Raw genomic sequence first — 26,313 nt, 5'->3', positions numbered from 1 at the left:
AATCGAGCTTAGTTTGCGGCTTTTACCCGATCGAGAACCTTACCTTCCATTACCTCCAAACCGGCGGGAACGGGCGGGTACCAGTTGATGTTGTCCAGGTCCGCTTCTGGAAAGCTCTGTTTGAACTGGGCTTTCAGTGTGTCATTGACAAAATCATCACTGCCTTTAGAGGCCGTAAAGTTACCGGCAGACTCGGTAATGCGAGCCGCAACTTCGGGCTGCATCACAAAGTTGATCCACTTGTAAGCGGCGTCTTCGGCCTTGGTTTTGCGCGGCAACACAAAGGTATCAATCCAGCCCAGCGCACCAGATGCGGGCGCCACAAAGGTAATGTCCGGGTTTTCTGAGTTAAGCTTCCAGCCACCCGCATCCCAGGCCATGGCCGCAGACACTTCGCCCGAACGCATCAGGTTCAGCAAGGCATCGCCGCCGGACCAATAGGCTTTTACGTTGCTCTTACAGGAGACCAGTTTTTCTTCCACTTTATTCAGAATGGCCTGGTATTTCTCCGTATCGCCGTAGGCCGCAAACGGGTCTTCCCCCAGCGCGAACGCAAAACCAATCAATGTGGGACGCTTTAAGCGATAAGACACAGAGCCACTTAACGAGTCATCACACAGGTCGGTGTAATCTTTCACCGTGCCTGCGGCCTCGCGGTTGACAATCAGGCCACTGGTACCCCAAACGTGCGGAACACCGTACACCTCGCCTTCAAATTCGGTGTTCTTTTTAGTGGCTGCCAGCATGGAGGGGATGATCTTTGCCGTGTCGATTTTGCTCAGATCCATCGGCTTATAAATATTGAAATCAGCATGGGCGCTAACAATGCGATCCTGGCTTGGCTGGGCCAGGTCAAAACCCGCGCCGCGTGTGGCACGCAGCTTTGAAATCATGTCTTCGTTATTGGAGAGGGTTATTTTTACTTCAATGCCGGTTTCTTTCTCAAACTGTTCAACCACATCCTGTGGCGCGTAACCGCCCCATGTCAGCAGCCGAAGTGTTTCAGCCTGGGCCGACATTGAAAACGCTGTGGTTACAGCAGTAGCCAGTGTCAGAACCTTGAATTGATGAAGAAATTTCATGATGCGGCCTGTCCTTGTGAGCAATGAAAAACAATGGGGATGCAATTCATGAGCCTAACTGTAGTGGGTTACAGATTTTTGACAAGGCAACGGTTCGTTTCAGCTGCATTGCGTTTTTAAGCCGTTATCGCTTTTCAACCACCACTTTCCCCATGTGTTGTCCTTTAGAAAAATAGTCGAGCGCTTCGGCGCATTCATCCCAGCCAAAAATTTTGTCAACAACCGGCCTTTGATTAAGCGACAGGTAGGCAGCAAGTACTTGTAACAGTGAACTTGTCGGGCCTACGCCAATCGCTTTCACTTCGGCTTGGCTGGCAAGAATCAACAGCGGGTTAATGTCTCCGCCTTTGCCACCTTTATAGCCAATCACATACACCTGTCCGCCCATGCGGATCGATTTGAGCGATTTTTCAAACGTGGATGGCCCGCCGGTTTCGATAACGTGGTCAACGCCCACTCCGTTGGTCAAATCCCTTACCGCCGTCTCCCAGTGGGGGCAATCGATATAGTTAATGGTGTGATCTGCTCCCATCTTTTCCATGGCTGAACGTTTTTTATCGCTCGAAGAAAGCAGTATTGTCCGAGCTCCGTGCATTTTTGCGATTTGCAGGGCAAAAGTTGATACCCCTCCCGTTCCTTGTATCAGAACCCACTCTCCCGCTTTTACTTGCCCTTTTACCACCAAGGCTTGCCAAGCCGTCACGCCAGCACACGGAAAAGTAGCTGCTTCAACCAGTGACATAGCATCAGGGACTTTTACCACGCCACTTTCATCCAGCACAGTGCAGTCGCTCCATACGCCGTCTTGATGTCCACCCAATGCTTTAGGGGACCTTGCGTACTTTAATTCCCCACTCGCCCAATTCTGCCAAAAGCTGGTGACAACACGGTCTCCAGGCTGGAAATGACTGACACCCGCACCCACTTCGACAACTTCACCAGCACCGTCTGAAAAAGGCACCAGCCCTGGCTGAAAGGCTTCGCTGTAGGTTCCGTTGATTATTTCCAAGTCCCGGTAATTAAAAGAAACCGTCTGTATTTTAATCAAAACGTCTTTAGCGCCTAAAGGCGGAGTTTCAGCGTCGACAACCTGAAGGTTGGCAATGCCCGGCTTGGGTCCCAGTATTGTTTTTTTCACGGATAAATCCTTTTTTTGGAAAATTAGTCGGGTCGGGTCGCCAGGGTTCGGAAAAATAACGATGACGCGTTGCTATAAGGTCGACTTACTGCCCAAACCGCTGAAACTGCATTTCTTGCAGGCAGCTAAGGGTGCGGCGACACGGGAACCCTAACGCGCACCGGCTGCATAGCTGGTTTAACGGCACAGTCTCGCTCAGATACAGCGGAATACTGCGATCGTAGCACTCATCTACCAACGCAATGAACCGGCGCACACCGTTATCTTGTTTGTCCTCAGCTGGCGCGCCCGAACATACGTTCGAAGAAACCGGCGGTTTTTATCTCTGGCATGGGCAAGCTGTCTACTTCGGCCGTTGCCTTGCTCCAGAACTGCTGCGGGTCGTCCAGTTCTGCCACCAACGCCCGCTGCTCCGCAGTGTAATGGTTATGTTCGCCGGTCAACCCCTGTGCAATTAACGCTTTTGCCCACAGGTAAAGGGTACCGCGAACGATTTTGAGAATCTTGCTGTACTCCTCGCGACTCACATTAATCGCAAGCTCCGCACTCAGGTTGATTTGCTTCTGAAGAACGGCGGTTACCTCTTTATTCAACTGAATCCGTTTGCCATTGCCTTTTTTGCTGGTCAGACAGAACTCTTCCAGATCTTTGACGCCTTCGGTCAGATCAAGCCGGCCAAAGTCGGCTGTTTGCTGGGGGTTCACCGGCGCTGGAATCCAGCCATACTGGGGGGAGTTAGCAACAATGTGGCCGGGCAAGCCGCGGCGATACGGCAGCGCCGCATCCGCATTCTCATAGCCGTCGAATTCAGCCCTCAACCAGGCCGACATATTCTTGTGGCGCAGCATCATGGCGAAGGTGATCGCTGAGGGCATAATGCCTTCGAGCAACTCCGACGAATCCTGAGTTCGTTCCTCAAGCTGGGTAGCAGATACTGCATGGTGTCCCCTTAAGCAACCGGTGTTATTTATTCCGGACGCTCGAAATTGTTATTTTTAGGCATTGGCACTCTCTGAAATTGGTACTCTGAAATTGGTACTCTCTGAAAATAGCCAATAGAGTCATCGTCCGCTGTTGCTAAAGGGTTGTTGCTTTGTAACATCAGGTAATATGACGACTGACACGCCCATATGAAACGGTAACATCGAAAGCAATTCATCGGGCTTAACTGATCGGCCCGCACTCATGGCTCAATATGGCGATTTAATGACATGAACAAGAAACGTGTGCTAACCGGTATTACCACCACTGGAACACCTCACCTGGGCAACTACGTAGGGGCAATTCGTCCGGCTATCCGGGCCAGCCAGGACAGCGGTAACGAAGCTTTCTATTTTTTAGCCAATTATCATGCGCTGATTAAAAGCCAGGACCCTGTTGCTGTGCACAAATCCACGGCCGAGATTGCTGCCACCTGGCTGGCGCTTGGGCTTGATACAGACAACTCGGTATTTTACCGGCAGTCAGACATCCGCGAGATTCCCGAGCTGACATGGATTCTCAACTGCGTTTGCGCCAAGGGCTTAATGAACCGCGCCCACGCTTATAAAGCGGCGGTAGATACCAACCTGGCAGAGAACGAAGATGCCGATAAGGCAATCACAATGGGCCTGTTCAGTTATCCGGTATTGATGGCCGCAGACATTCTGATATTCAGCGCCAATGTGGTTCCGGTCGGTCGCGATCAGATTCAGCACGTTGAAATGGCCCGGGATATTGCCCAGCGCTTCAACCACATCTACTGCAATGACAAACCGCTGCTGACCCTGCCGAATTACCAGGTAGACGATAACGTTGCGGTACTGCAGGGCCTGGACGGCCGCAAGATGAGCAAGAGCTACGGCAACACCATTCCTTTGTTTCTCGCCGAAAAGCAGCTGAAAAAGCACATCAACAAAATCAAAACCAACCTGCTGGAGCCGGGTGAAGCCAAAGACCCGGATACGTCGACGGTGTTTCAAATCTGGCAGGCGTTTGCCACGCCTGAGCAGACTCTGAATATGCGTGAGGCTTTCGCCGGCGGCATTGGCTGGGGCGATGCCAAAAAGCAGTTGTTTGAGTTGGTAAACGCCGAGCTGGCCGAAGCCCGAGAGCTCTACAACGAACTGATGACCCGCCCGGCTGATATGGAAGACATTCTGCAAGCAGGCGCTGTTAAAGCCCGCGCCACAGCCTCGCCGTTGCTGGAGCAGGTGCGCGAAGCAGTGGGTATACACGGTTTGGCTTAAAACAGATACCGCAAAGCAGCCGCAGCGAAAACACCGGCAGCAATCGCTGGCAACGGTTTTTGAAGGATGAGCATGGTAACGGCCGTTACCGACAAAGCAGCAAGCGCCCCTGCATCGCCCTCGAATGCCATGGGCACGATGATGGCGATAAGCACAGAGCTGGCCATGGTGTTGATAAAGCTCTCTATACGAGGGCTTATCCGCACGAAGGACATAATAAACACGCCGCCAAAACGGGTGGCCAGGGTCACCAGGGTCATGATCAGTATCAGAACCAGAACGCCGGTTGTGGTGGTTTCAATGGTCACGAGGGCGCCTCCCCGGCATTCTCGTTGCCCGGTTTTTTCTCGAGCCAAAAGAACCCAACCACACCACCAGCAAGGGCGCCTGCGACGACGTGCGTGTTGGCGGGCAGCCATTTCCACGCGGCTAGGGACGCAAGGGCTGCCAGCGCCCAGGCAACTAGAATTCGAGGGTTTTTCTTACCGCCCAAAGCCATGGCCAACAGGAAACAGCCCAGCACCATGTCTAACCCCAGGCTCTTCGGGTTCTGTAACAGCCCGCCAAAGTAAACACCCACCCAGGTGCCAACAATCCACGCCAGCCAAAGCACCAAACCACCGCCCAGAATGACCTCCAGGTTGCGATTGCCTCTGTGGTAATCCTGAGCGGCGACGGCCCAGTTCGCGTCGGTAAGAACCAGAAGCAGGCTATACCGTTTGGCGGGTGCAACGTCTTTTAACATGGGGTAAAGCGACGCGCCCATCAGCAGATGGCGGGAATTGATGGCAAATACCACGACCATAACCGGGATAACAGACACTTCCGCTCCCCACATGTCGATCGCGGCAAACTGCGCTGCCCCGGCGAATACCAGGGTGCTCATCAGAAGTGTGTCTAAAGGAGCCAGCCCCTTTTGCACTGCCGCCAAACCAAACGCAGCACCAAACGCCACCACGAACAGGGAAATGGGGAGCATCCGCATGAGCTCAGAGCGAACCTGGGCGGGTTGAAACCGATAGGAATATAACGTGCTTTTCATAGGCACTAGCTAAGTCGATTTTAAGGGCGCATGTGTCAGTCGTTTTTCTCTAAGCCAAAATACAACCCGGAGCCAGCATGCCCCGGGTTGTAACCACAAGTCTTTATAGCCAGGTAAGGCCCACGCTGATAATCACGCCGGTGATAATCAGCAGCATCAGGCAGTATCCCATAATGTCCTTGGCTTTAAGCCCTGCAATAGCCAAAACCGGTAATGCCCAGAAAGGTTGCAGAAGGTTGGTCCATGCATCGCCCCAGGCAACGGCCATGGCCACTCGCGGAATGCTTGCCCCAAGTTCCTGAGCTGCAGGCAACATAACAGGCGCCTGCACAGCCCACTGTCCACCGCCGGAGGGAACAAATATGTTCACCAGCCCCGCGCTGATGAAGCTCCAGAACGGCAAGCTCTCCGCTGTCGCTATGGACACAAAGCCCGATGAAATGCTGGCGGCAAGGCCCGAAGCCGTCATTACGCCCATAATACCGGCATAGAACGGAAACTGAATAACGATACCTGAACCGCCTTTAACCGCTTCGTGCAGGCTATCCAGTAGCCGTTTAGGCGTCTGGTGCAGAATAACGGCCAGGAACAGGAACATGAAATTGACGATGTTCAAGTTTAAACCACCGCCGTCCATAAAGTACTGAAAAATAAATGCTAACCCACTAAAGCCAATCAGCCAGGCCAGCACTCTGCTATTTTCAAGGTGATCTGCCGGGCGTTTTATAGAAACGCTGGTGTCTGGTTCGTCATTCAGCACCGCTGGGTCTACGTACACGCTGTCTTCTTCTTTCGGCAACATCAGGCGATTTACCTGCGGAACAACAATAAACAGCGCCCCGATGATGGCAAGATTGAAGAATGCAAAGATGGTTTCGCCCGAACCAATAACGCCAATAATATCCTGACTAAAGTGCCCTTCGGTCGCTATAACCAGCGGAATTGAGCCGGCAAGGCCCCCGTGCCAAACAATAAAACCAGAGTAGGCGCTTGCGATCAAAAGCGGATAGTGAACCCTGACGTGCCGGGCGAGTGCCTTGGCGAAAAGAGCGCCAACAACCAGGCCAAACCCCCAGTTAATCCAGCTTGCAATAAGCGCTACAAAGGTCACCAGAATAATAGCTTGGCCCGGCGTACTGGCCAGTGCGGCAACGCGGTTCAGTATTCCTCGAACAAACGGCGTGCTCGCCAACATGAACCCTGTAACCAGAACAAGCAGCATCTGCATCGAGAAAGTAAGCAGGCTCCAGAAACCGTCGCCCCACATTTCAATCACAGCCATTGGGCCATGACCTTCAAACGCCATAGCGGCACCGAAAGAGACCAAGGTTAGGATAATTACAAAGATGTACGGATCTGGCAGATATTTGTCGACCAGACTGACCATGGGCCGGGCGGCTCTATCGAGCATTAATATTCTCCTTATTTTTTTATTAATTTACAGTAGCTTAGGTTTTTCTGAGCCCGAATTCAAGTAATAATTGCGGCACTAATGATTCGGGAGTTTGGTGCTCAAAGCGCTGTATCGAGAAGCATCATCAGCACGAATCCGATTATAAGCCCACCCGTTGCCCAGCTTTCATGCCCGGCGCGATGGGACTCGGGAATAATTTCATGGCTGATCACAAACAGCATTGCACCTGCCGCAATCGCCAACCCCCAGGGCAGAAGATGAACCGAAAGGCCAATCAATGCGACACCCAACAGGGCCGCGACAGGCTCCACCAAACCAGAAAGAGCACCAACGCCAAGGGCTAACCCTTTACTGTAACCAACGCTCATCAAGGCCAAAGCAACCACAAAGCCTTCGGGAATATCCTGTATCGCAATACCTACCGCCAGGGCCTGTGCACCGACCAGGTCAGGCCCGGCAAATGAAACACCAATCGCCATGCCTTCAGGAAAGTTGTGCAACACGATTGCCGCTACAAAGAGCCAGACGCGTTTGAGCCTTGCCGCCAGCTCGATATTAATTTCAGAGCTGGCGCCCCCTTCGACACCTTTCACAAAATGCTCATGGGGCACAACCCGCTCAATCATCAGCAAAGCCAGAGCGCCCAGTATAATACCGCCGCCAACAATGCCCCCTGCAAGCCACGAACCTGCGCCCTGATCAGCGGCAGTATCCAGTGCCGGTATAATCAATGAAAACGACGTTGCTGCTAGCATAACGCCGGCACCAAACCCCATTAGTGTATCGATAAAGCGCTGCGAAAGCTGACGCGTTAACACCGCGGGAATCGTGCCCAGCGCCGTCGCCGCAGCGGCAACCAGGCCACCCAGCAGCGCGCCTGTCATGTGCGGATCACCCGCCGCCAAACGCACGTATATGCCGGGCAACAATGCGACGAGACCACCGATAAGAATCGTCAGAACTACCCAGTATCGCAATGCCATAAACTCACCTTATGTTAGTAATACCGCCATCATGGCGCCTCAGACCCTAACCGACAATCAGCAAGAGTTAATCATGCTTGAGTTCCACGATTTCCACAAAATCTGGGGCAGTTAAAGGCAGTGTTGAAAACGCTGATGGCCTGGCCAGACTGCGGGCCCCATAATAAGGTACCTATCGAATTTCGCAGTTTTATTTTAAACATCAATTTTTCAGGAGCAGTTACTGATGACCATGAACCTGGGCCCAATGTTTGAACCTTTCAACGTTCATAACCTGACACTTCGCAACCGCGTTGCCATGGCACCTATGACCCGGAATTTTTCGCCCAATGGCGTTCCCGGCGAGAACGTGGTTGCCTATTACCGGCGCCGTGCCGAAGCCGGTGTGGGCCTTATTATTACGGAGGGCACCACGGTGAATCATCCCGCAGCCAGTGGCTATCCCGATGTACCCGCGTTTCACGGTGTTGATGCACTGGAGGGCTGGAAGAAAGTAGTGGATGCCGTGCACGAAGCCGGTGGCGCTATCTTCCCGCAGCTCTGGCATGTGGGTTCGGTGCGCAAGGAAGGCACAGAGCCAAATCCTTCGGTTCCCGGCTACAGCCCGTCAGGCCTGTTTGCACCCGGCAAGCCCAGTGGCAAGGCAATGAGCAAAGAAGACATCAATGATGTTGTGACCGCGTTTGCCGACGCCGCACAAGACGCCAAAGCGTTGGGATTTGACGGCGTGGAGATTCACGGCGCCCACGGTTATTTACTTGATCAGTTTCTGTGGGAAGGCACCAACCAGCGCGATGACGAGTACGGCGGCAGCATGGAAAACCGCCTGCGTTTCGTGGTCGAGATCGTGGCGGCGATTCGCTATCGCGTGGGCCCTGAATTTCCCATCATGCTGCGTTTCTCTCAATGGAAGCAGCAGGACTATAGCGCAAAATTGGTGAACAGCCCGGAACAGCTCGAGCAGTTCCTCAAGCCGCTGGTTGAAGCAGGTGTGGATATTTTCCATGCATCAACCCGTCGTTTCTGGGAACCAGAATTCGAAGGCTCTGACCTCAACCTTGCAGGCTGGACTCAGAAGCTGTCGGGCAAGCCCACTATGTCGGTTGGCAGCGTTGGCCTGACAGAAGATTTCATTAGCGGCACTATGGCCAGCAAGCAGGAGTCGGTTGAACAGTCTGGTATCGACGAGCTGGTAAAGCGCATGAACAACCACGAGTTTGAGCTTATTGCTGTGGGCCGGGCGCTTCTGCAAGACCCTGAATGGCTCACCAAAGTGAAGGAAGGACGGCTTGGCGATGTGGACGATTTCGCCCGCAAATCCCTCACCAAACTTTACTGAGTCCGTTGACCATATAACGACTCAATTACCTCCGCGTATTTCTCATAAATTTTGCTCCGACGCACTTTCATGGTGGCGGTCACCTCGCCGTCATCGTGATCCAGCTCTTTGTTTAGCAGATAAAAACGTTTGATCTGCGCCACCTGTGGCAGCCTGTCATTGCCCTTGGTAACCTCCGCCTGAATCAGCTCTCGCACCTTGTCGTGCTCCGTCAGGCTGCGGAACGTGGTGTAGGCAATCCGTTCTTGTTCCGCCCATTTTGCTGCTGAGTCAAAATCGACTTGGATCAGCGCCGAAACATACTTTCGGGCCTCGCCCACAACAATGCACTCCTTGATGTAAGGGCTCGCCTTGATGGTGTTTTCAATTTCCGTGGGCGACAGATTCTTACCCCCGGCAGTAATCATAATGTCCTTGAGCCGGTCGACGATTCGCAGCTGCCCGTCTTGCCACTCACCTACATCGCCGGTATGCAGCCAGCCTTCCTTTAGGGTCGCTTCCGTTGCCTCAGCATTCTTGTAGTAGCCCTTAAATACTGTGCCTCCGCGCATAAGGATCTCGTTTTGCTCACCCAATGCTACCTCCAACCCGGCCATCGCTATGCCGACAGTGCCAAGGCACACATTATCCGGACGCTGGGCCGTCGCGACACCCGTGCTTTCAGTCTGGCCGTAAACCTCAACCAGGGGCACACCCAGGGTTCGGAAGAACTGGAGAATGCCCGTTGAAATCGGGGCCGCGCCGGTTAGCGCGATGGAACAACGGCGCAACCCGATAAAATTCTGCAGAGCACGGAACACCAGCCAATAATAAATACTGTAGGTGAGGCGCTCCCCAAGGCTCCATTGAGCTTTTGGTTTGCTCACCAGAGGCTCACAGGCGCTCATTGCATAATTGAAAAGCCCTTGCCGCAAACGCCCTGTTTCCTGCATTTTAATATAAATGGCGGAATGGAGCTTTTCCCATATCCGCGGAACGCCCAGGAAAAACGTAGGTGCAATCTCCCGCAGATCTTCCTGAATCGTGCGCAGGCTCTCGCCAAAACTCACTGCACTGCCCACGTAAACCGGCGCAATATTAGTCAGCGCCTGCTCCGCCACATGGCACAGAGGCAAATAGGACAGGCTGGTACTGCGCGGGTCCACTCCCAGCAATTCAATCAGCCCCGGCGCACCCGCCTGCAGGTTACCCCAGCTGATCATTGCGCCTTTAGGCCGGCCGGTAGAGCCGGAGGTGTAAATCATCAGAGCGATATCATCCATCTTCTGGCTGTCGAGCAACTCGTCAATCAACCCGGTGTGGCTTTTTTCGAACTCCCGCCCAAGGGTCTCGATTTCTTCAAACGCAGACGGCGGCGACGCGTAGGAACGCAGCCCTTTGGTGTCAATAACAATATTGTGTTTTAGCTGTGGCAGTTCGGGCCAGGCCTGCAGAACCTTATCGGTCTGCTCCTGATCTTCACAGACCACCATTTGTGCATCGCTGTGCTCCAGCACATAAGCGATTTCGTTCCAGGGGCTGGTGGGATAAACCCCCACACAGATACCATTCACCAGGCCAATACCCATCTGAGCGATGACCCACTCCGCCCTGTTTTCCGCAATAATGGCAACATGGCCACCTTCGGAAAGACCCAAAGCGCGAAGGCCCAGGCCAAAGTGTCGCGCGCGCTGATAATAACGCTGCCAGGAATAGGCCTGCCAAATACCGAAATCTTTCTGTCGAAGCGCCAGCATGTCCGGGCGTTCTTTTGCGTGGGCACGGAGCATTTGCACGAGCGTAAGATCACGAACCTGCGGTGTTGTCATGATAGCCACCGCTTACGGCGTTTGTAGTGTTTGATGTCCCGGTAACTGCGGGCCTCTCCTTCCTTGCCTCCCACCCCCAGGTAGAATTCCTGCACATCCTCATTGGTGGCAAGCTTGTCCGCCAGGCCGTCAATCACTATTTTTCCGTTTTCCATAATGTAGCCATACGAAGCAATCGCCAGAGATACGGCCGCATTCTGTTCCACCAGCAGTATTGCCGTGCCCTGCTCCCGGTTTATCCGCGCAATAATGGTGAATATTTCTTCTACCAACTGTGGCGCCAGGCCCAGCGACGGTTCATCCAGCATCATCATTTCCGGCTGTGCAATCAGCGCACGGCCAAGCGCCAGCATCTGTTGCTCCCCGCCAGACAGGTAACCCGCCAGTTGCTTGCGGCGGTCCCTGAGGCGGGGGAAATAGTCATAAACCAGCTCATAGGAATCGTTCAGCGAAATCTTACGCCCACTGAGCGCATAGGTTGCCGCAACAAGGTTTTCCTCAACGGTCAGATCCTCGAAGACGCGGCGCCCTTCCATCACGTGAAAAAGACCGCCACGAACCAGCTTTTCCGGTGCTACTCCTTTTAAAGAACGGCCCTTGAAGCGGATTTCTCCGGCTGTCACCTCGCCGTCTTCCAGCGCCAGCAGCCCCGACACGCTTTTCAGCGTCGTGGATTTTCCAGCGCCGTTGGAACCCAGCAGCGCCACAATGGCGCCGTGTGGCACACGCAGTGACAGGCCCCGAAGAACCTGCACCGCCTTGTTGTAAACCACTTCTATGTTATCGATTTCCAGCAAGGCTTCCATACAGCGTCTCAGTCGAGGTGAATCCAGTCAGATACCGGCTCATAGCGCTCTTCTTTAGCGTTCACACGCCAGATACGACCCACCGGGAACGACATGTCCTGCACCGAAACCGGAATACCGATAATGCCGCCGGTGTCCCAGTCTTTGATAGAAGCCAGAGACTCGGCCATATTCTCAGCAGTCAGCTCTTTGCCCGCATCCATGGTGCGCTTGATCACCTCGGTCCAAACCATCGCATTAAACCAGCCCTGCATATAGCCGGTGGGGCGATAGCCCGCATCCGGGTCGCTCTTTTGTGCTACGGCACGCAATGCGTCGAGCATCGGTCCGCCTTCAGCGCTGTCATAATAGTTGTATGGCATAACCCCCATGTAGCCATCAGCATCTGCACCCATCTTGTTGATGATGAGCTTGTCAGAAGACCAGAAGGTACCCATAAACTGGGTATCCAGGCCCATCTGCCGCATCTGCACCATGAACTCGTTTATGGGCGACAACACATAGCCGTGGAAGACCACAAAGTCGGGGCGCACCCGGCGCAGCTTCAGTATCTCTGCAGACACATCCACACTGCCGGGCTTGGTGACAATATCTTCTACGACTTCGATACCCATCTCGGCGGCTTTGGCCTTGGCGTTTTCAATAGGATCTTTACCAAACTCGGTATCGCTGTATACAAACGCAACGGTGGGCATATCGCCATCTTTGCCCTGGGTTGCAATGTACTCAAGAATAATTCCGAGCATTTGGGTGTAATTCGGGCCGGGAATGAACTGATACAGGTACTGTTCATTGTCCGTCAGCGCGGTCGCAAACGATGCGCCGCTCATCAAGGTGGTGCCTCTGCTGTTCAGTTCCGAGGCGATTGTTTTCATGAATCCGGTGCTGTCGCCGTAGTAAACCGGGACCTTGTTACTGCCGGTAATTTTCTTGAAGGCGGCCACGGAACGGTCTACTTCATAACCGGTGTCCTCCATTACATATTCCACCGGGTGACCGTTGATCCCGCCCTGGCTGTTGATCCAGCTTGTATAGTCAGTAAGGCCGGCGTGAATGTGCACGCCGGCAAAAGCGAAAACGCCGGACAGAGGTATCGAGCCACCAAATACGATGGGCTCTTTATCCTGTGCCATTGCGGGCGCCGCCGCCAAAAGGACGGCGGCAATACTGCCGATACCTGCGAGCCTACGGCTTTTGTTGAGGATGCTTTTGAACATGTTTCTTCTCCTTGCGGCTTCTTGTTGTTAAATCCACTAGTTTCTGAAAGGCCATAAGCTGAAAAAGCGCCGAATGCGATGCCAGATCTCCGCCAGCCCGTGCGGTTCAAAAATAAGGAAACCGACAATCAGCGCGCCGAAGATGATTTCGAGCATCGGCGACATGAATATCGGTGCGTTCGGGTAAAACGGTGTCAGGGCTGCGGTGAGCAGTTTGAGAACTTCCGGAATCAGCGTCATGAAAGCAGCACCGAGAATTCCGCCCAGCAGGTTGCCCATACCGCCAACAATGACGGCCGCCAGATAGAAAATAGACATAGAAAGCGGGAAACTTTCTGGTGTGACAACCCGGAAGAAATAAGCAAACAGACCACCGGCAACACCGGCGTAAAATGAGCTGAGCGCGAACGACATCAACTTATAATGCAGCAGGTTAATGCCAAGAATTTCGGCCGAAATATCTCGGTCCCGGATGGCGATAAACGCCCGACCAATGCGGGTGCGGAACACATTTTTAGCGGCAAGCACCATCAGTATCGCCAGCGGCACAATGATAAAATACATCGCAAAGTCGGTCTGGAACGTCAGCCCGAACAGATGCGCTGGCTCCAGGCTCAGGCCGCCCATACCTCCGGTTACAGACTCCCACTCGGCAAAGATAAAATGCAGAAAAACACTGGCCGCAAGCGTGGCAATCGCCAGGTAAAGCCCTTTAACCCGAAGAGAAGGTAAACCCACCAGAATACCCACCGCAGCAGCCAACAACCCGGCCAGCAAAAGCGTTACCGGGAAAGGCAACCCGGTATTCATGGATAACCAGGCCACGGTATACCCGCCCACACCCATAAAACCCGCCTGACCAAGAGAGATCAGGCCGGTAAATCCGGTCAGTATGTTCAGTCCCGTGGTACTGATAACCGCAATGCCCACCAAACAACCCAGATACATCAAATAGGCGTCGGCCATAAACGGAAAAATCAGCAGCGCGAGCAAAAAAAGCGCGAACCAGATTTTCTGGGTGGAACTGCTGAAGATGGCCTCATCGGCCTCATAGTTGTGTTTCGCGTCACCGATGCGCATCTTACACTCGCTCTATTTCATGGGTGCCAAAAAGGCCGTACGGGCGGAAAATCAGAATGACGGCCAGCACGGCGAATGTTGCCGGCATCCGATACTCGCCCCCCAGGTAGGCGCCAGCCACGGTTTCCAGCCAGCCAATGAATATCCCGGCAACAAGCGCACCAACGATGCTGTCAAGACCCCCCACAATAACCACCACCAATACGCTCAGGCCAATAGCACCAAACTGCGGGCTAAGCCCACCGGTTGCCGCCACCAGTACACCCGCAAGTGAGGCTGCAAGAGAGCCAAACACCCACGACAGATTGAACACCCGCCGCACATTAATACCCATGGAATAGGCCGCAGCCTGGTCTGACGCGGTAGCGCGAAGCGCCACGCCGCCCCGGGAGAAGCGAAAATACAACAGGTAAACGATAAGCAAGGCGGCGCCAATGAGGAATCCGTAGGCGATTTTAGGCGCCAGATACATTTCGCCGATGAACACCGGTTTACGCGGCAGAAAACCTGGCAAAAGCTGCGGGTCTGCGCCCCATATCAGTTCTACCAGCCCCACCAGAATGCTGGCAATACCGATGGTGACCATCACCACTGAAATAGAGGATTCCCCCAGCATCGGGCGAATCATCGTTTTTTCAATCACACCCCCCAGAATACTACCCCCAAGCACCGCCAGCGGCAGCGCAATCCAGGGCGACATTTCCATACCTCCGGCAAAGGTCAGAAACAGGTAGGCCGCGAACATCATAATCTCGCCGATGGCAAAGTTGATAACCCGCGTGGCTTTGTAAATGATCACAAAACCCAGCCCGATCAGAGCGTAAAGCCCGCCCATCGCAAGGCCCGCAAGACTGATTTCGCCAAAAAACAGCCAGTCCACTCAAGCCACCTCGCGTTCGGGATTTAATTTCTTGCGCAGGCTGTCCATATCGCTGGTGCCCAGATACGCCTCAATGACCGCGGGGTTCTTCTGCACCTGCGCAGGCCGGCCTTCGGCAATCACCTGACCAAAATTGAGCACGGCAATGTGGTCGGAAATATCCATGACCATGCCCATATCATGCTCCACCATCAGCACCGTAATGCCCCACTCTTCGCGAATATCGAGAATAAACCGGGCCATATCTTCTTTTTCTTCCCGATTCATTCCTGCAACCGGCTCGTCCAGCATCAGTACCTTCGGCCGCATAGCCAGAGCACGGGCCAGTTCCACCCGTTTCTGCAGGCCATAAGACAAGCTGGCTACCGGCTGGCGCCGGATATGGTCAATTTCAAGGAAGTCGATGATGTGGCGTTCTACGTCTTTTCTCACAGCCATTTCTTCGCGCCGGGCCGCGCCGAAGTACGCCAGTGAACTCAGCAAGCCGCTTTTCATATGCACATGAGCGCCCAGCTTGATGTTATCGAGTACGGTCATGCCCCGGAACAGGGCTATATTCTGGAAGGTACGAGCCAGCCCCATTGCCGCACGGGCAGGAGGCTTGACCCCCGCGAGCACCTCGCCTTGATAGCGAATGCTGCCCTGCTGAGGTGTATAAAAACCGGAAATACAGTTGAACAGAGAGGTCTTGCCCGCTCCGTTGGGACCAATAATCGTGGTGATGGTCTGTTCCGGGACACTGAAGCTGACATCCTGCAACGCATTCACCCCGCCAAAAGACAAGGACAGATTATTAATCTCAAGTATGCTTTTGTTATTTACAGTCTTGCCTGACGCCGAACCCTCAACTCTACTATCGCTATCAATATCACTATTAAAAAACCCGGTAGTCGCCAAATCGCACTCCAGAATGATCCGGATGTTATTGTTTTTGTTGCCGCCTTCAGACGACCAGCGTGAGCTGAATTAAAAATAGTCCAACCTTCAGGCAAACACCAGGAAAAAATGTCTATTATTCAATAATCTTGCCTACAGGAAGGCGCAAAGTAGCCAGGCCTCGAACAGTACTTGACGAACCCGGATGCGCAGCGCCATATTTACCTCACAGCCGATAATGCTGAACACGTTTTTCTCTCTTTAACACGCACCACAGGGTCACTCATGACCACTGCCACCTGGTTTATATTAGTTGGTTCGCTGTTGCTGGCGGTGGGCTTCACAGCGTCCTATATCAATACGATTCCCGTCACGTCAGCCATCGTGTATCTGGTTATCGGAGCCGTTATCGGGCCGATGGGCTTTGGCCTGTTTCATTTCAATCCGTTGGAAGAGTCGGCGCTGATGGAGCTGCTGACTGAAATAGCGGTGCTTATTTCACTGTACTGCGCCGGCGCAAAAATGCCGGTACCGGTTAATTTTGCGCGATGGCGTACGCCTCTGCGGCTGGCGGTTGTGTCCATGGCGCTTACGGTTGGTCTTGTAACGCTCTTTGGTTACTACTGGCTCAGCTTACCGCTTGGTGCAGCCGTATTGCTTGGCGCTGTGGTGGCACCTACGGACCCGGTGCTGGCGACCGAAGTACAGACGCGTCACGCCAACGACCCCGACCGATTACGCTTTGCCTTAACCTCCGAGGCGGGCATGAACGACGGCAGCGCCTTCCCCTTCGTTATGCTGGGCCTTGGATTGCTGGGGCTGCACGATCTTGGCGACAACGGCTGGCGCTGGCTGGCAGTGGATGTAATCTGGGCCAGCGGCGCGGGTATCGGAATTGGTATTATGGCGGGCTGTTGTGTCGGCTGGGTCGTCCATATGACCCGCAAAACGTTTACCCACTCAGAGTTGCTGGAAAACTTTCTCGGCCTGGGACTGCTTGCCTTTGCCTACGGGCTCAGTTTATTGGTAGATGCGTGGGGCTTTCTGGCGGTATTCAGCGCCGCCGTGGCGTTGCGCCATACTGAATTGAAGCACGCGGGCCTGATGCAAAACTACGCGTCTGTAACCTCCGGAGAGTTTGCTGAAGAGTCTGAAAACGAGACTGCTGAAAAGGAGATTGCTGAAAAGGGTGAACCTCCTGCCATCGTCCACATCCATCAAAGCTCCCTGGTCTTTAACGAACATCTGGAGAAACTTGCGGAAATTGTGCTGGTCTTGTTGATCGGCGGTTCGCTTTTCTGGGATTCCTGGAGTTGGCGGGCCGTTGGTTTCGCCGCATTTTTGTTCTTCATTGCCCGCCCCGTCAGCGTTCATCTCGGTTTGCTGGGAAGCAAGGCGCCGATGGACCTGCGCAATATGGCAAGCTGGTTCGGGGTGCGGGGCATTGGCTCGTTATACTATCTGATGTACGCGATCCAGCACGGGCTACCAAAGAATGTGGCACTTGAGTTAATGCACCTGACCCTGGTTGTGGTCGCTCTTTCCATAATGGTTCATGGCGTGAGTGCTAAACCAGCCATTGCCCGCTTTTGGAGATCGCGCAACCACTATGGTTAATCTTAAAAGGCAGAACCATGACCGCCAACCCGTTAATCCCGTTATTTGATGAAAAAACCGGGGTCGCTACCCTTACGTTCAACCGTCCCGAGGTTCGCAATGCCATCAACATAGCCATGGCCGAGGCGTTCCTGGAAGCGGTAATAGAATTGAAAAAACAACAGGGATTACGCTGCATTGTGTTAACCGGCGCAGGGAAAGCCTTTATGGCCGGCGGCGATGTCGCCAGCATGGCCGGCACCCCCGAACAGACCCGAGACCTGATCAATGGTTTACTCGTACCGCTTCATGAAGCAATTCTGCTGCTGCGGAGCATGGATGCACCGATTATTGCCGCTGTAAAAGGTGCCGCAGCGGGCGCCGGGCTCAGCCTCGCGCTGATAGCAGACCTAATCGTAGCAGAAGAAAACGCGAAATTTCTGATCGCCTACAACGGCATAGGCGCCGTACCGGACTGCGGTGGCAGCTGGTCGTTGCCGCATAAGATCGGCGCAGCACGTGCGTCGGCGATGATGTTACTGGGACGCCAGCTCACAGCAACGGAAGCCAAAGACTGGGGCATGTTGACCGAGGTCGCCTCTTCAGGTTCCTTTGACGAAACACTGGCGGCTATCGTGAAGCGTGTGGCCACCGGGCCAACCCGGGCCTTCGGTGCCTTCCGCCGGCTTGTTGATCAAGCCGGCGGAAGGCCATTGGCCGCGCAGCTTGAAGCTGAGCGGCTGGCATTTTTGAAAGCAGCCGAGACCCGGGATTTCAAGGAAGGCGTGTCCGCTTTTATCAGCAAGCGGCCCGCTGAATTTTCCGGTAAGTAGCCGCTTACTGTCACGCCTCAGACCCGCAACGCGCTGACCAGTTTATCGATGCTGTCTTTGGCATCACCAAAGAGCATGCGGGAGTTGTCTTTAAAGAACAGCGGGTTTTCTACTCCGGCATAACCCGTTGCCATTCCACGCTTAAGAATAACCACTTGCCGTGCTTTCCAAACCTCGAGCACCGGCATTCCGGCAATGGGGCTGCCAGGATCTTCCGCTGCGGCCGGGTTCACCGTGTCGTTAGCACCAATAACCAGCACCACGTCGGTCTGCGGGAAATCGGCGTTGATTTCGTCCATCTCCAGCACAATATCGTAAGACACATTCGCTTCCGCCAGCAGCACGTTCATGTGACCGGGCAGGCGGCCGGCAACCGGATGAATGCCAAACCGCACCGTTGTTCCGCGCGCTTTCAACAACTTGGTCATCTCGCTAACCCCGTTTTGGGCCTGAGCTACAGCCATGCCGTAACCCGGTACGATAATCACCGAATCCGCGTTACGCAGTTCCTCGCATACCTCCTCAATATTGGTTTCCAAAGCCGTTTGATCAGGCCCAGCGGCGGCAGAGCTGCTGCTGGTTTGACCGAAACCACCCAAAATTACGCTGATAAACGACCGATTCATCGCTTTGCACATGATGTAACTGAGAATCGCGCCACTGCTGCCGACCAGCGCGCCAGTTACGATCAGCAAATCATTGCCCAGCATAAAACCGATAGACGCTGCGGCCCAGCCGGAATAGCTGTTGAGCATCGAAACCACCACCGGCATGTCGGCGCCGCCAATGGCCATGATTAGATGCACACCCAAAGCAGCGGCAATCAGTGTCATCAGTACCAGTGCAATAACGCCCGGCGCCATGCTATCGGTGCCCAGGAACCAGGCGCCCAACAGCACCGACGCTAACAGCGCCGCCAAATTCATCAAGTGCCGGCCTGGCAGCGTTAGAGCTTTGCTGTCGATACGGCCATCCAGTTTGCCGCAAGCAATCAGTGAACCCGTGAACGTAATGGCGCCAATAAACACACCTAAAAACACCTCCACCAGCTTAATGGTGTGCTCGGCCCCGGTCGTTTGTATCAACGGCTCGATGTAGCCAGAGAAACCCACCAACACCGCAGCCAAGCCTACAAAGCTGTGCAGCAGCGCCACCAATTGTGGCATCTGGGTCATTTCCACCTTGTCGGCGATAACAATGCCAATACTGGCGCCTACTAGCACCGCAATCACAATAGCAACAAGCCCGCTATCACTGACGCTGGCCACTGTCGCCACCAGCGCGATGAGAATGCCGGCAACCCCGTAAAGATTGCCGCGGCGCGATGATTCCTGGTGGCTTAAACCTCCAAGGCTGAGAATAAACAATACGCTGGCGACCACATAGGCCACACTCACAAGTCCTGAACTCATAGCGGGTGCCTCCTAGCGGCGGAACATTTTAAGCATGCGATGGGTAACCCGGAAGCCACCCCCTACGTTGATGCTGGCAATCAGCACCGCCACAAACGCCATAATCCCGACCGCAAGACTTTCCGCCTGCGCCAGGTGCAATATCGCACCAATCACAATAATGCCGCTGATGGCGTTGGTCACACTCATCAAGGGTGTGTGCAAAGAAGGCGTTACGTTCCAGACAACCTGCCAGCCAATAAAGCAGGCCAAGACAAACACGGTGAAGTGCCTCAAAAAGCTATCCGGTGCGTAAGCGCCAATGCCATAAAGCGCAGCAATGGTGATAATCAGCACAACGCCCTTACCAACAAGGCTACGACGCTCCGACTCTTTGCGGGCGGCTGCCTTCTGTTCTGCTGAGGGCTCTTCGGTGCCAGGCGCAGCTTTAGGGCTAACCGGCGTGTGCGGTTTCGGCGGTGGCCAGGTCACCTCTTGATCCAGCACTACGGTCAGGCCACGAATGACGTCATCTTCCATATTCACCTGCGGCTGGCCGTTTTTCTCTGGCGTCAGCTCACTTAAAAGGTGAAACAGGTTGGTGGCGTAAAGATCACTGGCGACTTTAGCCATGCGGCTTGGCAGATCCGTGTAGCCAATCAGCGTAACGTCATGCTTCTCAACGATTTTGCCAGGCTCGGTGAGTTCGCAGTTACCACCACGCTCGGAGGCCAGATCAACAATCACGCTGCCAGGCTTCATGGATTTCACCATGTCCGCGGTAATCAGCTTGGGCGCGGGCCTGCCGGGAATAAGAGCGGTGGTAATAATAATGTCGACTTCTTTAGCCTGTTCCGCGAACAGCGCCATCTCTGCCTTGATGAACTCGTCGCTCATCTGCTTGGCATAACCGCCGGTGCCGCTGCCCTCCTCCTCACCAAAATCCAGTTGCAGGAATTCGGCGCCCATACTTTCAATTTGTTCTTTCACTTCCAGCCGGGTGTCGAACGCCCGCACAATGGCCCCCAAGCTGTTGGCAGCGCCCACAGCCGCAAGGCCCGCTACACCAGCACCGATCACCATCACCTTGGCCGGCGGCACTTTTCCTGCGGCCGTCATCTGCCCGGTAAAGAAGCGTCCAAAGTGACTGGCCGCCTCCACCACCGCGCGGTATCCGGCAATATTCGCCATGGCGCTTAGCGCATCCATCTTCTGGGCCCGGCTGATTCGCGGCAGGCTGTCGATAGCGAAAGTAGTCACCTTACGGGCGGCAAGCTTTTCCAGAAGCTCAGGGTTCTGCCCCGGCCAGATATAACTGACCAGAAAACCACCTTCCTTCATCAGATCGGCTTCGTGCTTACCCAGCGCCGGATTTTCCATGGGTGCGCGAACTTTTAGAATAAAATCCGAGTCGCTCCACAAAGCGCCGACATCCGTCGCAATCGTCGCACCAACGGCTTCATAGGCTGAGTCGTGATAGTGCGCCGCCTCGCCTGCGCTCGTCTCGACCGTAACCTGATACCCCAGCCCAATCAGTTTGTGTACCGAGGGTGGCGTTGCCGCAACCCGTCGCTCGTCTGCGTAAATTTCCTTTGGAATACCGATCTTCATATGTAGATATCCTTCAGCTGAACCCATGAACCGATGAATGGCTATCTATAGCCTAGTGCAACTTCAGGACATTGCTCGGGCCGATTTTCTACCCAAACATCAAAAACGAAGCCAACTGGCCGCTCGACGTAGGGGCCAGTTGGTTAGACATTAAAGCGCCGCGTACTTTCGGAAATCACGTTAGCCTGCTCAGACAAACGCTGATTCTGCCTGCCAAGCTCAGCGCCAATGGCTTGCGTTTCGACACTCTGCCCGCGGATTTCTTCCATTTTTTGCGCAATGTCCTCAGTGGTGACGGAAATTTCCTCCACGGCAACCACAACCTGATCCATTTCTGAGTTCAAGGTGACAATCGATTGAGCCACCCCACCCATAGCGCCTGCAATCTGCGACGCATGGTGTTCACCTTCTTTCGCGATTTTGAGCCCGTTGTTAGCCAGGGTGTCCATACTGGTGGTCTGCAAGTTGAGCTCGTCAATAATGCCAACAATGTTGGTGGTGGCGGCAACGGTTTTCTGTGCCAGGGTGCGAACTTCGTCCGCCACCACTGAAAAACCGCGCCCTGCGTCACCCGCCCGCGCAGCTTCAATCGCAGCGTTAAGCGCCAGCAGATTGGTTTGGTCCGCCAGACTGTTGATAACGTCAATAATGCCGGCGACTTTGGCGCTGGCCTGGTTGAGCAGTTTGACATGACCATGGGTATCTTGAATGACCCCCGACAGCAGGCGCATTGAGGTCACGCTGGCTTCAACCACGTGAGCCCCAGACTGCGCCGACTCGTTGGCGGCTTGAGTAGCAACACCCACCTGCGATGTGCGTTCGGCAACATCGTTCAGGGTGACAGATATTTGCTGACTGGCAGTGGCCACCAGGATAGTCTGGGATTCAACTATCTCGTTGTTGTGTGCCAGTCGAACCATGGTTTTTTCAAGCTCGCTATGAACCTCGATCAAATCCCGGGTGCCGGCAATAGACTCTTGCATCAGCGCGCCGATTTTATCGATCATCTGGTTGGTGGCCCTGCCCAGAATGTTGAATTCATCGTTGGCATTGTCGCCGAGTGACAGTTTCTTTGTGAGGTCGCCCTCTGACACCCGCGACAAGAGCTCAACCACCCGGTTGAGCTGGGTAACCAGAGCCCGCGAGGTAAGAAACAGCACCAGAACCAATAAAGGTGCAAACAGTAAAATAGAGCCAATGCTGACCATTTTGGCCGACACTTTGGCGTTTTCGGCGCTCAAAAGAGTGCTCGCAATAAGACCGGATTGCAGAGACTCAGCTTGCGCTATAACTTGCTGCTGAAGGTTGGCGCCGGCTTGTTCTGCATTGTTGGAAGTGGTGGCAATTTGCTGCAGAACGGCAGCAGCTCGGTCAAACGCGTCACGGTACTGGCGGGTTTTTTCGCCAATCACGATGTTTTCCCACTCGTACTCTTTAACAAAGTCTTCCAGCACCTTAATGGCTTGGCTTGAAGCTTCCGCCAGCGCGGGATCGCGAGTGTTGATGTAATTATAGGATGTTCTCTCGATTTCAAGAATAGCCTCTTCAATCAGGCTGAATGACTCCTCCTGGAGTTGTGCCATAACGACAGCGAGTTCCTGGCGAATCCCGGCGTTGCCAGCCAAACCGAGCAACATTACCTGCCGCAGCCATTCCTGACGCAGCGTCACATAACGTTCGGCTTCCGTATGAATGGATTCCGCAAAGCGGATACTGCCTGGATCGTTCAGCTGATTTGCTTGGCGTTGCAGTGCCTTGGCGTCTGATGTCAGCTCATCCAGATTCGCCAGCAGCTCATTCTGGTCGCCCCCGGAGAGCGTGCTGAGTTGTTTTTCAACCGTGTTCCATTTGGTGACAAGCTTACTCGCGCTCGTTTCGTAGCGTGATATCTGATAAACGGACTCATAAGAGGATGAAACGGCCTCTAATCCCCAGAAAATGGCCCCGGCGATAATGGTCAAGCCTGTCAGTGTTACGACGATGAGCATCCGGAACTTCTGGCGCCAGGACAAGTTGAACTTCACGGTAGAATCTCCACTGTTGTTATGGTTGTGGTGTATACAAGGAAGACATTTAATCTAGAGACCCCGCTCGGGTCAACACCAAAATCCCTGTTCTGTCAGCAATGTATCGGCATCGTGAAAGATAACTTGAGCGTTTCAGGCTTAAACGGCCCCCCAGCAAAAACGCCGCAGCCCAAGATGTGCTAAGGTGCCCCCCCTGACGTGCGAGCTACGAAGCATTTTCAATATGCTTTAGCCATCCGAGCGCTTCCCTCCAGCGTTTTCTCGATATCTCGCATACAGATCTGTGGTCTTCCCACTCTTGACGCCCTGTCTCTTCCGACAGTTGCCGTTGATATCCTATTCCGCCATCGGTCAGTCCGAATTTGGTGTGTCTCACTGCGAAACCTCATGGCTTGATCGTTGCCGGTCAAAGCTGAGCCCTTTTTCGCTTCCAGTTGTCGCCCTGGCCGCTCTTGCCCGGTGCTCGATACAACGCCTTAAACAGGAATCATTATGAGTTTTAAAATTGCCATTTTAGGTGCAGGCCCAAGCGGCTTGGCCCAATTACGTGCTTTTGAAGCAGCCCGCGACGCCGGTGCAGATATCCCCGAAATCGTATGCTACGAAAAACAGAATGACTGGGGCGGTCTTTGGAACTACACCTGGCGTACGGGCCTGGATGCCTATGGCGAGCCGGTTCACAGCAGCATGTACCGCTATTTATGGTCAAACGGACCCAAGGAATGTCTGGAGTTCGCGGATTACAGCTTCGAGGAACATTTTGGGCGCCCTATCCCGTCTTACCCACCCCGCGCCGTGCTGCGCGACTACATTATGGGCCGTGTAGCCAAGAGCAATGTCCGACAGTACATCCGCTTTAACACCGCGGTGCACTGGGTTGACCACAACGAAGCCACCGGCAAGTTCGCGGTGACAGTACGGGACCTGAAACAGGACAAACTGAACACCGAAGAGTTCGACCATGTTATCGTGGCTACCGGGCACTTTTCGACCCCCAATGTGCCCTATTTTGAAGGTCTGGAGCAGTTTCCCGGCCGTGTGCTGCATGCCCACGATTTCCGCGACGCATGCGAGTTCAAAGGTAAGGATCTTTTGCTGATCGGCAGCAGCTATTCCGCAGAAGACATAGGCACGCAGTGCCACAAGTACGGCGCAAGGTCGGTCACCTTCAGCTATCGCACACAGCCCATGGGCTTCGAGTGGCCGGAGTCCTTCACCGAAGTGCCCTTGCTCACCGAAGTGATCGGCAAGACAGCCCACTTCAAGGATGGCACCAGCAAAAAAGTCGATGCGATCATCCTGTGTACCGGGTATCAGCATCACTTCCCGTTCCTGCCCAACGAACTGACGCTGACCACCCACAACCGGATGTACCCGGAAGGTTTGTACAAGGGCATTGTTTCCCTGGCCAATCCCAAGCTGATATTCCTGGGCATGCAGGATCAGTACTACACCTTCAACATGTTCGACGCCCAGGCCTGGTATGCCCGTGACGTCATGCTCGGCCGCATCACACTGCCGGCAGACGACGCCATGGCGGCCGATAGCCGTGAATGGGTCGCCCGCGAGCTGAAGCTCGTTGACCCCGTCGACGAGATCGATTTTCAGGCAGCCTATATACAGGATCTGCTTGAACCTACCGACTACCCGGCGTTCGATGTAACCGCCGTTGCTGGCATTTTCAAGCAATGGGAACACGATAAGGAAGCGGACATTCTTGGCTACCGTAACAGAAGCTACCGCTCCACGCTGACGGGCACCCTGGCACCGGTGCACCATACGCCCTGGATGGATGCGATGGACGATTCTCTTGAAGCCTTCCTCAAGGTGAAGCAAGCGCAGCCAGCAAAGGAGACTGTATGAATCAACCAAGCCTGAGCCAGGCTCGGTCGCGCTTCACCTCCAGCAGCATACGCTGGGGCTTTATGTGGGCTATGTGGGCAGCCGTGCTCTGGGGTGCCTGGTATGTGCCAGGGTCCGCGGTGTGGTTTGAAACGCCCTATATTAACTTGAGCTTCGATACCAACGCCCAGTTTCTGCTGGCAGCGGCGGTGCTGACCACCTTCAACGCCATTGCCGTGTTGTTCTTTCTGTTTGTCTGGAACGGAGTGTTAGGCAAATTGGGGGAATACGTTCGCACCATCAGGCAGATGCGTTTTATATCCAAGTGGTTCTTCATCGGCGCCATATTTGGCGGCCCGATGGCCATTTTTGGCTCTTATCTGGCGATAGGCTACATCGGCGGGGCCTTCGCGGCCATTTCCGCGCTGATGTACCCCATCATCGGCGCCACCCTGGCCAGACTCTGGTATCAGGAGAAGATCACCAAACGCGCAGCGGTGGGTATTTTTATCATTCTGGCCGGTGGCGTGACCGTCTATGCGCCCGGCATTATTGCTGAAATCACGGGCACCGGCGACGCCGGCTGGCTGGGCTATCTGGGCGGTGCAATGGCGGCCATTGGCTGGGGTGTAGAAGGTGCAATTGCAGGCCGCGGGCTGGATGTGGCCGATCCGGATGTGGGTATTACGGTGAGGTTCACGGCCGAAGTCCTGTATTGGGTTCTACTGATTTTACCTGCAATCTACTTCTTCACCGACCAACCGGTTGTGGAACTGGTCATCGCCACGTTCAACTGGGCAGTGATCGGCTGGCTAATGCTGGCGGGCGTGAGCTTCGCTTTCTGCTATGTCTCCTGGTACAAATCTTTCCCACTGATAGGTGTTGGACGAGGGCAAGCAATTGCGGCGTTGTACGGGCTTTTTGCCGTCATCTTCCTAGCCGCATTCACCCTCGAATTTCCGGATTGGAACTTCCTTGCAGGCTTGGCCCTGTTCGTAATAGGCGGGTTTGTCATGTTCACTGAAAGCGACGAAGTGCTTGAGGTCGTCCGTGCCGTGTCGAGCGACACCAAAACGTCCACCGCCACGACGAGTGCAGCCCACTCGTGATCATTGGAGCA

The 26,313-nt window shown here is 54.2% G+C and carries 21 protein-coding genes and 2 pseudogenes; 6 read left to right on the top strand and 17 right to left on the bottom strand.

What is annotated here, in order from left to right:
- Nucleotides 1-8: 8 nt before the first annotated feature.
- From ATI45_RS19830 to ATI45_RS19815, 4 genes and pseudogenes are all read right to left on the bottom strand, one after another.
- Nucleotides 9-1,082, bottom strand: coding sequence for an extracellular solute-binding protein (locus ATI45_RS19830; RefSeq protein ID WP_098421309.1), 1,074 nt, complete (start codon nucleotides 1,080-1,082; stop codon nucleotides 9-11).
- Between the two features lie 124 nt (nucleotides 1,083-1,206).
- Nucleotides 1,207-2,220, bottom strand: coding sequence for a zinc-dependent alcohol dehydrogenase family protein (locus tag ATI45_RS19825; protein WP_098421308.1), 1,014 nt, complete (start codon nucleotides 2,218-2,220; stop codon nucleotides 1,207-1,209).
- A gap of 85 nt (nucleotides 2,221-2,305) precedes the next feature.
- Nucleotides 2,306-2,503, bottom strand: a pseudogene (gene zapE / locus ATI45_RS19820) (AFG1/ZapE family ATPase); the annotation flags it as partial.
- Complete coding sequence (locus ATI45_RS19815) at nucleotides 2,496-3,191, bottom strand: hypothetical protein (protein WP_098421307.1); 696 nt, start codon at nucleotides 3,189-3,191, stop codon at nucleotides 2,496-2,498. The pseudogene zapE and the gene ATI45_RS19815, both read right to left, overlap by 8 nt.
- Nucleotides 3,192-3,431: 240 nt before the next feature.
- Here ATI45_RS19815 and trpS point away from each other — a divergent pair.
- Nucleotides 3,432-4,433 (top strand): annotated as a pseudogene (trpS, locus tag ATI45_RS19810) (tryptophan--tRNA ligase); the annotation flags it as partial.
- Between the two features lie 11 nt (nucleotides 4,434-4,444).
- Here trpS and ATI45_RS19805 read toward each other — a convergent pair.
- The 4 genes from ATI45_RS19805 to ATI45_RS19790 all read right to left on the bottom strand — a co-directional run bounded on the left by ATI45_RS19805 (nucleotide 4,445) and on the right by ATI45_RS19790 (nucleotide 7,887).
- Nucleotides 4,445-4,756 carry an AzlD family protein gene (locus ATI45_RS19805; protein ID WP_098421305.1) on the bottom strand — a complete coding sequence of 104 codons (312 nt, stop codon included), beginning with the start codon at nucleotides 4,754-4,756 and terminating at the stop codon, nucleotides 4,445-4,447.
- Nucleotides 4,753-5,433: an AzlC family ABC transporter permease gene (locus tag ATI45_RS19800; protein ID WP_098421304.1), complete on the bottom strand. Its 681-nt coding sequence runs from the start codon at nucleotides 5,431-5,433 to the stop codon at nucleotides 4,753-4,755. The genes ATI45_RS19805 and ATI45_RS19800 overlap by 4 nt, the downstream gene beginning before the upstream one ends.
- A gap of 160 nt (nucleotides 5,434-5,593) precedes the next feature.
- Nucleotides 5,594-6,901 (bottom strand): short-chain fatty acid transporter, encoded by a 1,308-nt coding sequence (locus ATI45_RS19795; protein WP_098421303.1) that lies wholly within the window; start codon nucleotides 6,899-6,901, stop codon nucleotides 5,594-5,596.
- 101 nt (nucleotides 6,902-7,002) lie between these two features.
- Nucleotides 7,003-7,887: a ZIP family metal transporter gene (locus ATI45_RS19790; RefSeq protein ID WP_098421302.1), complete on the bottom strand. Its 885-nt coding sequence runs from the start codon at nucleotides 7,885-7,887 to the stop codon at nucleotides 7,003-7,005.
- 226 nt (nucleotides 7,888-8,113) lie between these two features.
- On the opposite strand from ATI45_RS19790, the gene ATI45_RS19785 reads away from it, so the two are divergent.
- Complete coding sequence (locus ATI45_RS19785) at nucleotides 8,114-9,226, top strand: NADH:flavin oxidoreductase (protein WP_098421301.1); 1,113 nt, start codon at nucleotides 8,114-8,116, stop codon at nucleotides 9,224-9,226.
- On the opposite strand, the gene ATI45_RS19780 is transcribed toward ATI45_RS19785, so the two are convergent.
- Genes ATI45_RS19780 through ATI45_RS19755 form a run of 6 tightly spaced genes read right to left on the bottom strand, consistent with a single transcriptional unit; the run spans nucleotide 9,220 to nucleotide 15,884 of the window.
- On the bottom strand, nucleotides 9,220-11,034 hold the full coding sequence (locus ATI45_RS19780; RefSeq protein WP_098421300.1) for an AMP-dependent synthetase/ligase: 1,815 nt from the start codon (nucleotides 11,032-11,034) through the stop codon (nucleotides 9,220-9,222). The two genes, ATI45_RS19785 and ATI45_RS19780, sit on opposite strands and share 7 nt — an antisense overlap.
- A complete protein-coding gene (locus ATI45_RS19775) occupies nucleotides 11,031-11,840 on the bottom strand; it encodes an ABC transporter ATP-binding protein (RefSeq protein WP_098421299.1) in 810 nt (269 codons plus the stop codon). Before ATI45_RS19775 ends, ATI45_RS19780 begins: the two co-directional genes overlap by 4 nt.
- An 8-nt stretch (nucleotides 11,841-11,848) precedes the next feature.
- Nucleotides 11,849-13,057, bottom strand: a complete 1,209-nt coding sequence (locus tag ATI45_RS19770; RefSeq protein ID WP_098421298.1) for an ABC transporter substrate-binding protein — start codon at nucleotides 13,055-13,057, stop codon at nucleotides 11,849-11,851.
- Nucleotides 13,058-13,093: 36 nt separating this feature from the next.
- On the bottom strand, nucleotides 13,094-14,137 hold the full coding sequence (locus ATI45_RS19765; protein ID WP_098421297.1) for a branched-chain amino acid ABC transporter permease: 1,044 nt from the start codon (nucleotides 14,135-14,137) through the stop codon (nucleotides 13,094-13,096).
- A gap of 1 nt (nucleotide 14,138) precedes the next feature.
- Entirely contained in the window at nucleotides 14,139-15,017 is an 879-nt protein-coding gene (locus ATI45_RS19760; protein ID WP_098421296.1) for a branched-chain amino acid ABC transporter permease, read from the bottom strand.
- A complete protein-coding gene (locus ATI45_RS19755) occupies nucleotides 15,018-15,884 on the bottom strand; it encodes an ABC transporter ATP-binding protein (protein WP_218925935.1) in 867 nt (288 codons plus the stop codon).
- A gap of 294 nt (nucleotides 15,885-16,178) precedes the next feature.
- On the opposite strand from ATI45_RS19755, the gene ATI45_RS19750 reads away from it, so the two are divergent.
- Both ATI45_RS19750 and ATI45_RS19745 read left to right on the top strand, forming a co-directional pair.
- Nucleotides 16,179-17,510 (top strand): cation:proton antiporter, encoded by a 1,332-nt coding sequence (locus ATI45_RS19750; RefSeq protein WP_098421295.1) that lies wholly within the window; start codon nucleotides 16,179-16,181, stop codon nucleotides 17,508-17,510.
- A 17-nt stretch (nucleotides 17,511-17,527) separates the two neighbouring features.
- A complete protein-coding gene (locus ATI45_RS19745) occupies nucleotides 17,528-18,322 on the top strand; it encodes an enoyl-CoA hydratase/isomerase family protein (RefSeq protein WP_098421294.1) in 795 nt (264 codons plus the stop codon).
- A 17-nt stretch (nucleotides 18,323-18,339) separates the two neighbouring features.
- Here the strand turns inward: ATI45_RS19745 and pntB are convergent, their stop codons facing one another.
- The 3 genes from pntB to ATI45_RS19730 form a co-directional block, all read right to left on the bottom strand.
- Entirely contained in the window at nucleotides 18,340-19,734 is a 1,395-nt protein-coding gene (gene pntB, locus ATI45_RS19740; RefSeq protein WP_098421293.1) for a Re/Si-specific NAD(P)(+) transhydrogenase subunit beta, read from the bottom strand.
- A 12-nt stretch (nucleotides 19,735-19,746) separates the two neighbouring features.
- Nucleotides 19,747-21,324, bottom strand: coding sequence for a Re/Si-specific NAD(P)(+) transhydrogenase subunit alpha (locus ATI45_RS19735; RefSeq protein WP_098421292.1), 1,578 nt, complete (start codon nucleotides 21,322-21,324; stop codon nucleotides 19,747-19,749).
- Nucleotides 21,325-21,467: 143 nt separating this feature from the next.
- Complete coding sequence (locus ATI45_RS19730) at nucleotides 21,468-23,348, bottom strand: methyl-accepting chemotaxis protein (RefSeq protein ID WP_228736021.1); 1,881 nt, start codon at nucleotides 23,346-23,348, stop codon at nucleotides 21,468-21,470.
- Nucleotides 23,349-23,843: 495 nt separating this feature from the next.
- On the opposite strand from ATI45_RS19730, the gene ATI45_RS19725 reads away from it, so the two are divergent.
- Both ATI45_RS19725 and ATI45_RS19720 read left to right on the top strand, forming a co-directional pair.
- Nucleotides 23,844-25,214, top strand: coding sequence for an NAD(P)-binding domain-containing protein (locus ATI45_RS19725; RefSeq protein WP_098421291.1), 1,371 nt, complete (start codon nucleotides 23,844-23,846; stop codon nucleotides 25,212-25,214).
- A complete protein-coding gene (locus ATI45_RS19720) occupies nucleotides 25,211-26,302 on the top strand; it encodes a DMT family transporter (RefSeq protein ID WP_098421290.1) in 1,092 nt (363 codons plus the stop codon). The genes ATI45_RS19725 and ATI45_RS19720 overlap by 4 nt, the downstream gene beginning before the upstream one ends.
- The last annotated feature ends 11 nt before the right edge of the window (nucleotides 26,303-26,313 follow it).

It is taken from the genome of Marinobacter sp. LV10MA510-1, from assembly GCF_002563885.1.
GTDB lineage: Bacteria > Pseudomonadota > Gammaproteobacteria > Pseudomonadales > Oleiphilaceae > Marinobacter.
Note: the sequence above shows the minus strand (reverse complement) of the source record. Positions and strands in the feature narration are given on the sequence as shown.

Coding starts and splice junctions, on each gene's coding strand:
- ATI45_RS19830 (WP_098421309.1), bottom strand. CDS start 1,082: ATGAAATTTCTTCATCAATTCAAGGTTCTGACACTGGCTACTGCTGTA.
- ATI45_RS19800 (WP_098421304.1), bottom strand. CDS start 5,433: ATGCGGATGCTCCCCATTTCCCTGTTCGTGGTGGCGTTTGGTGCTGCG.
- ATI45_RS19795 (WP_098421303.1), bottom strand. CDS start 6,901: ATGCTCGATAGAGCCGCCCGGCCCATGGTCAGTCTGGTCGACAAATAT.
- ATI45_RS19790 (WP_098421302.1), bottom strand. CDS start 7,887: ATGGCATTGCGATACTGGGTAGTTCTGACGATTCTTATCGGTGGTCTC.
- ATI45_RS19785 (WP_098421301.1), top strand. CDS start 8,114: ATGACCATGAACCTGGGCCCAATGTTTGAACCTTTCAACGTTCATAAC.
- ATI45_RS19780 (WP_098421300.1), bottom strand. CDS start 11,034: ATGACAACACCGCAGGTTCGTGATCTTACGCTCGTGCAAATGCTCCGT.
- ATI45_RS19775 (WP_098421299.1), bottom strand. CDS start 11,840: ATGGAAGCCTTGCTGGAAATCGATAACATAGAAGTGGTTTACAACAAG.
- ATI45_RS19770 (WP_098421298.1), bottom strand. CDS start 13,057: ATGTTCAAAAGCATCCTCAACAAAAGCCGTAGGCTCGCAGGTATCGGC.
- ATI45_RS19765 (WP_098421297.1), bottom strand. CDS start 14,137: ATGCGCATCGGTGACGCGAAACACAACTATGAGGCCGATGAGGCCATC.
- ATI45_RS19750 (WP_098421295.1), top strand. CDS start 16,179: ATGACCACTGCCACCTGGTTTATATTAGTTGGTTCGCTGTTGCTGGCG.
- ATI45_RS19745 (WP_098421294.1), top strand. CDS start 17,528: ATGACCGCCAACCCGTTAATCCCGTTATTTGATGAAAAAACCGGGGTC.
- pntB (WP_098421293.1), bottom strand. CDS start 19,734: ATGAGTTCAGGACTTGTGAGTGTGGCCTATGTGGTCGCCAGCGTATTG.
- ATI45_RS19735 (WP_098421292.1), bottom strand. CDS start 21,324: ATGAAGATCGGTATTCCAAAGGAAATTTACGCAGACGAGCGACGGGTT.
- ATI45_RS19725 (WP_098421291.1), top strand. CDS start 23,844: ATGAGTTTTAAAATTGCCATTTTAGGTGCAGGCCCAAGCGGCTTGGCC.
- ATI45_RS19720 (WP_098421290.1), top strand. CDS start 25,211: ATGAATCAACCAAGCCTGAGCCAGGCTCGGTCGCGCTTCACCTCCAGC.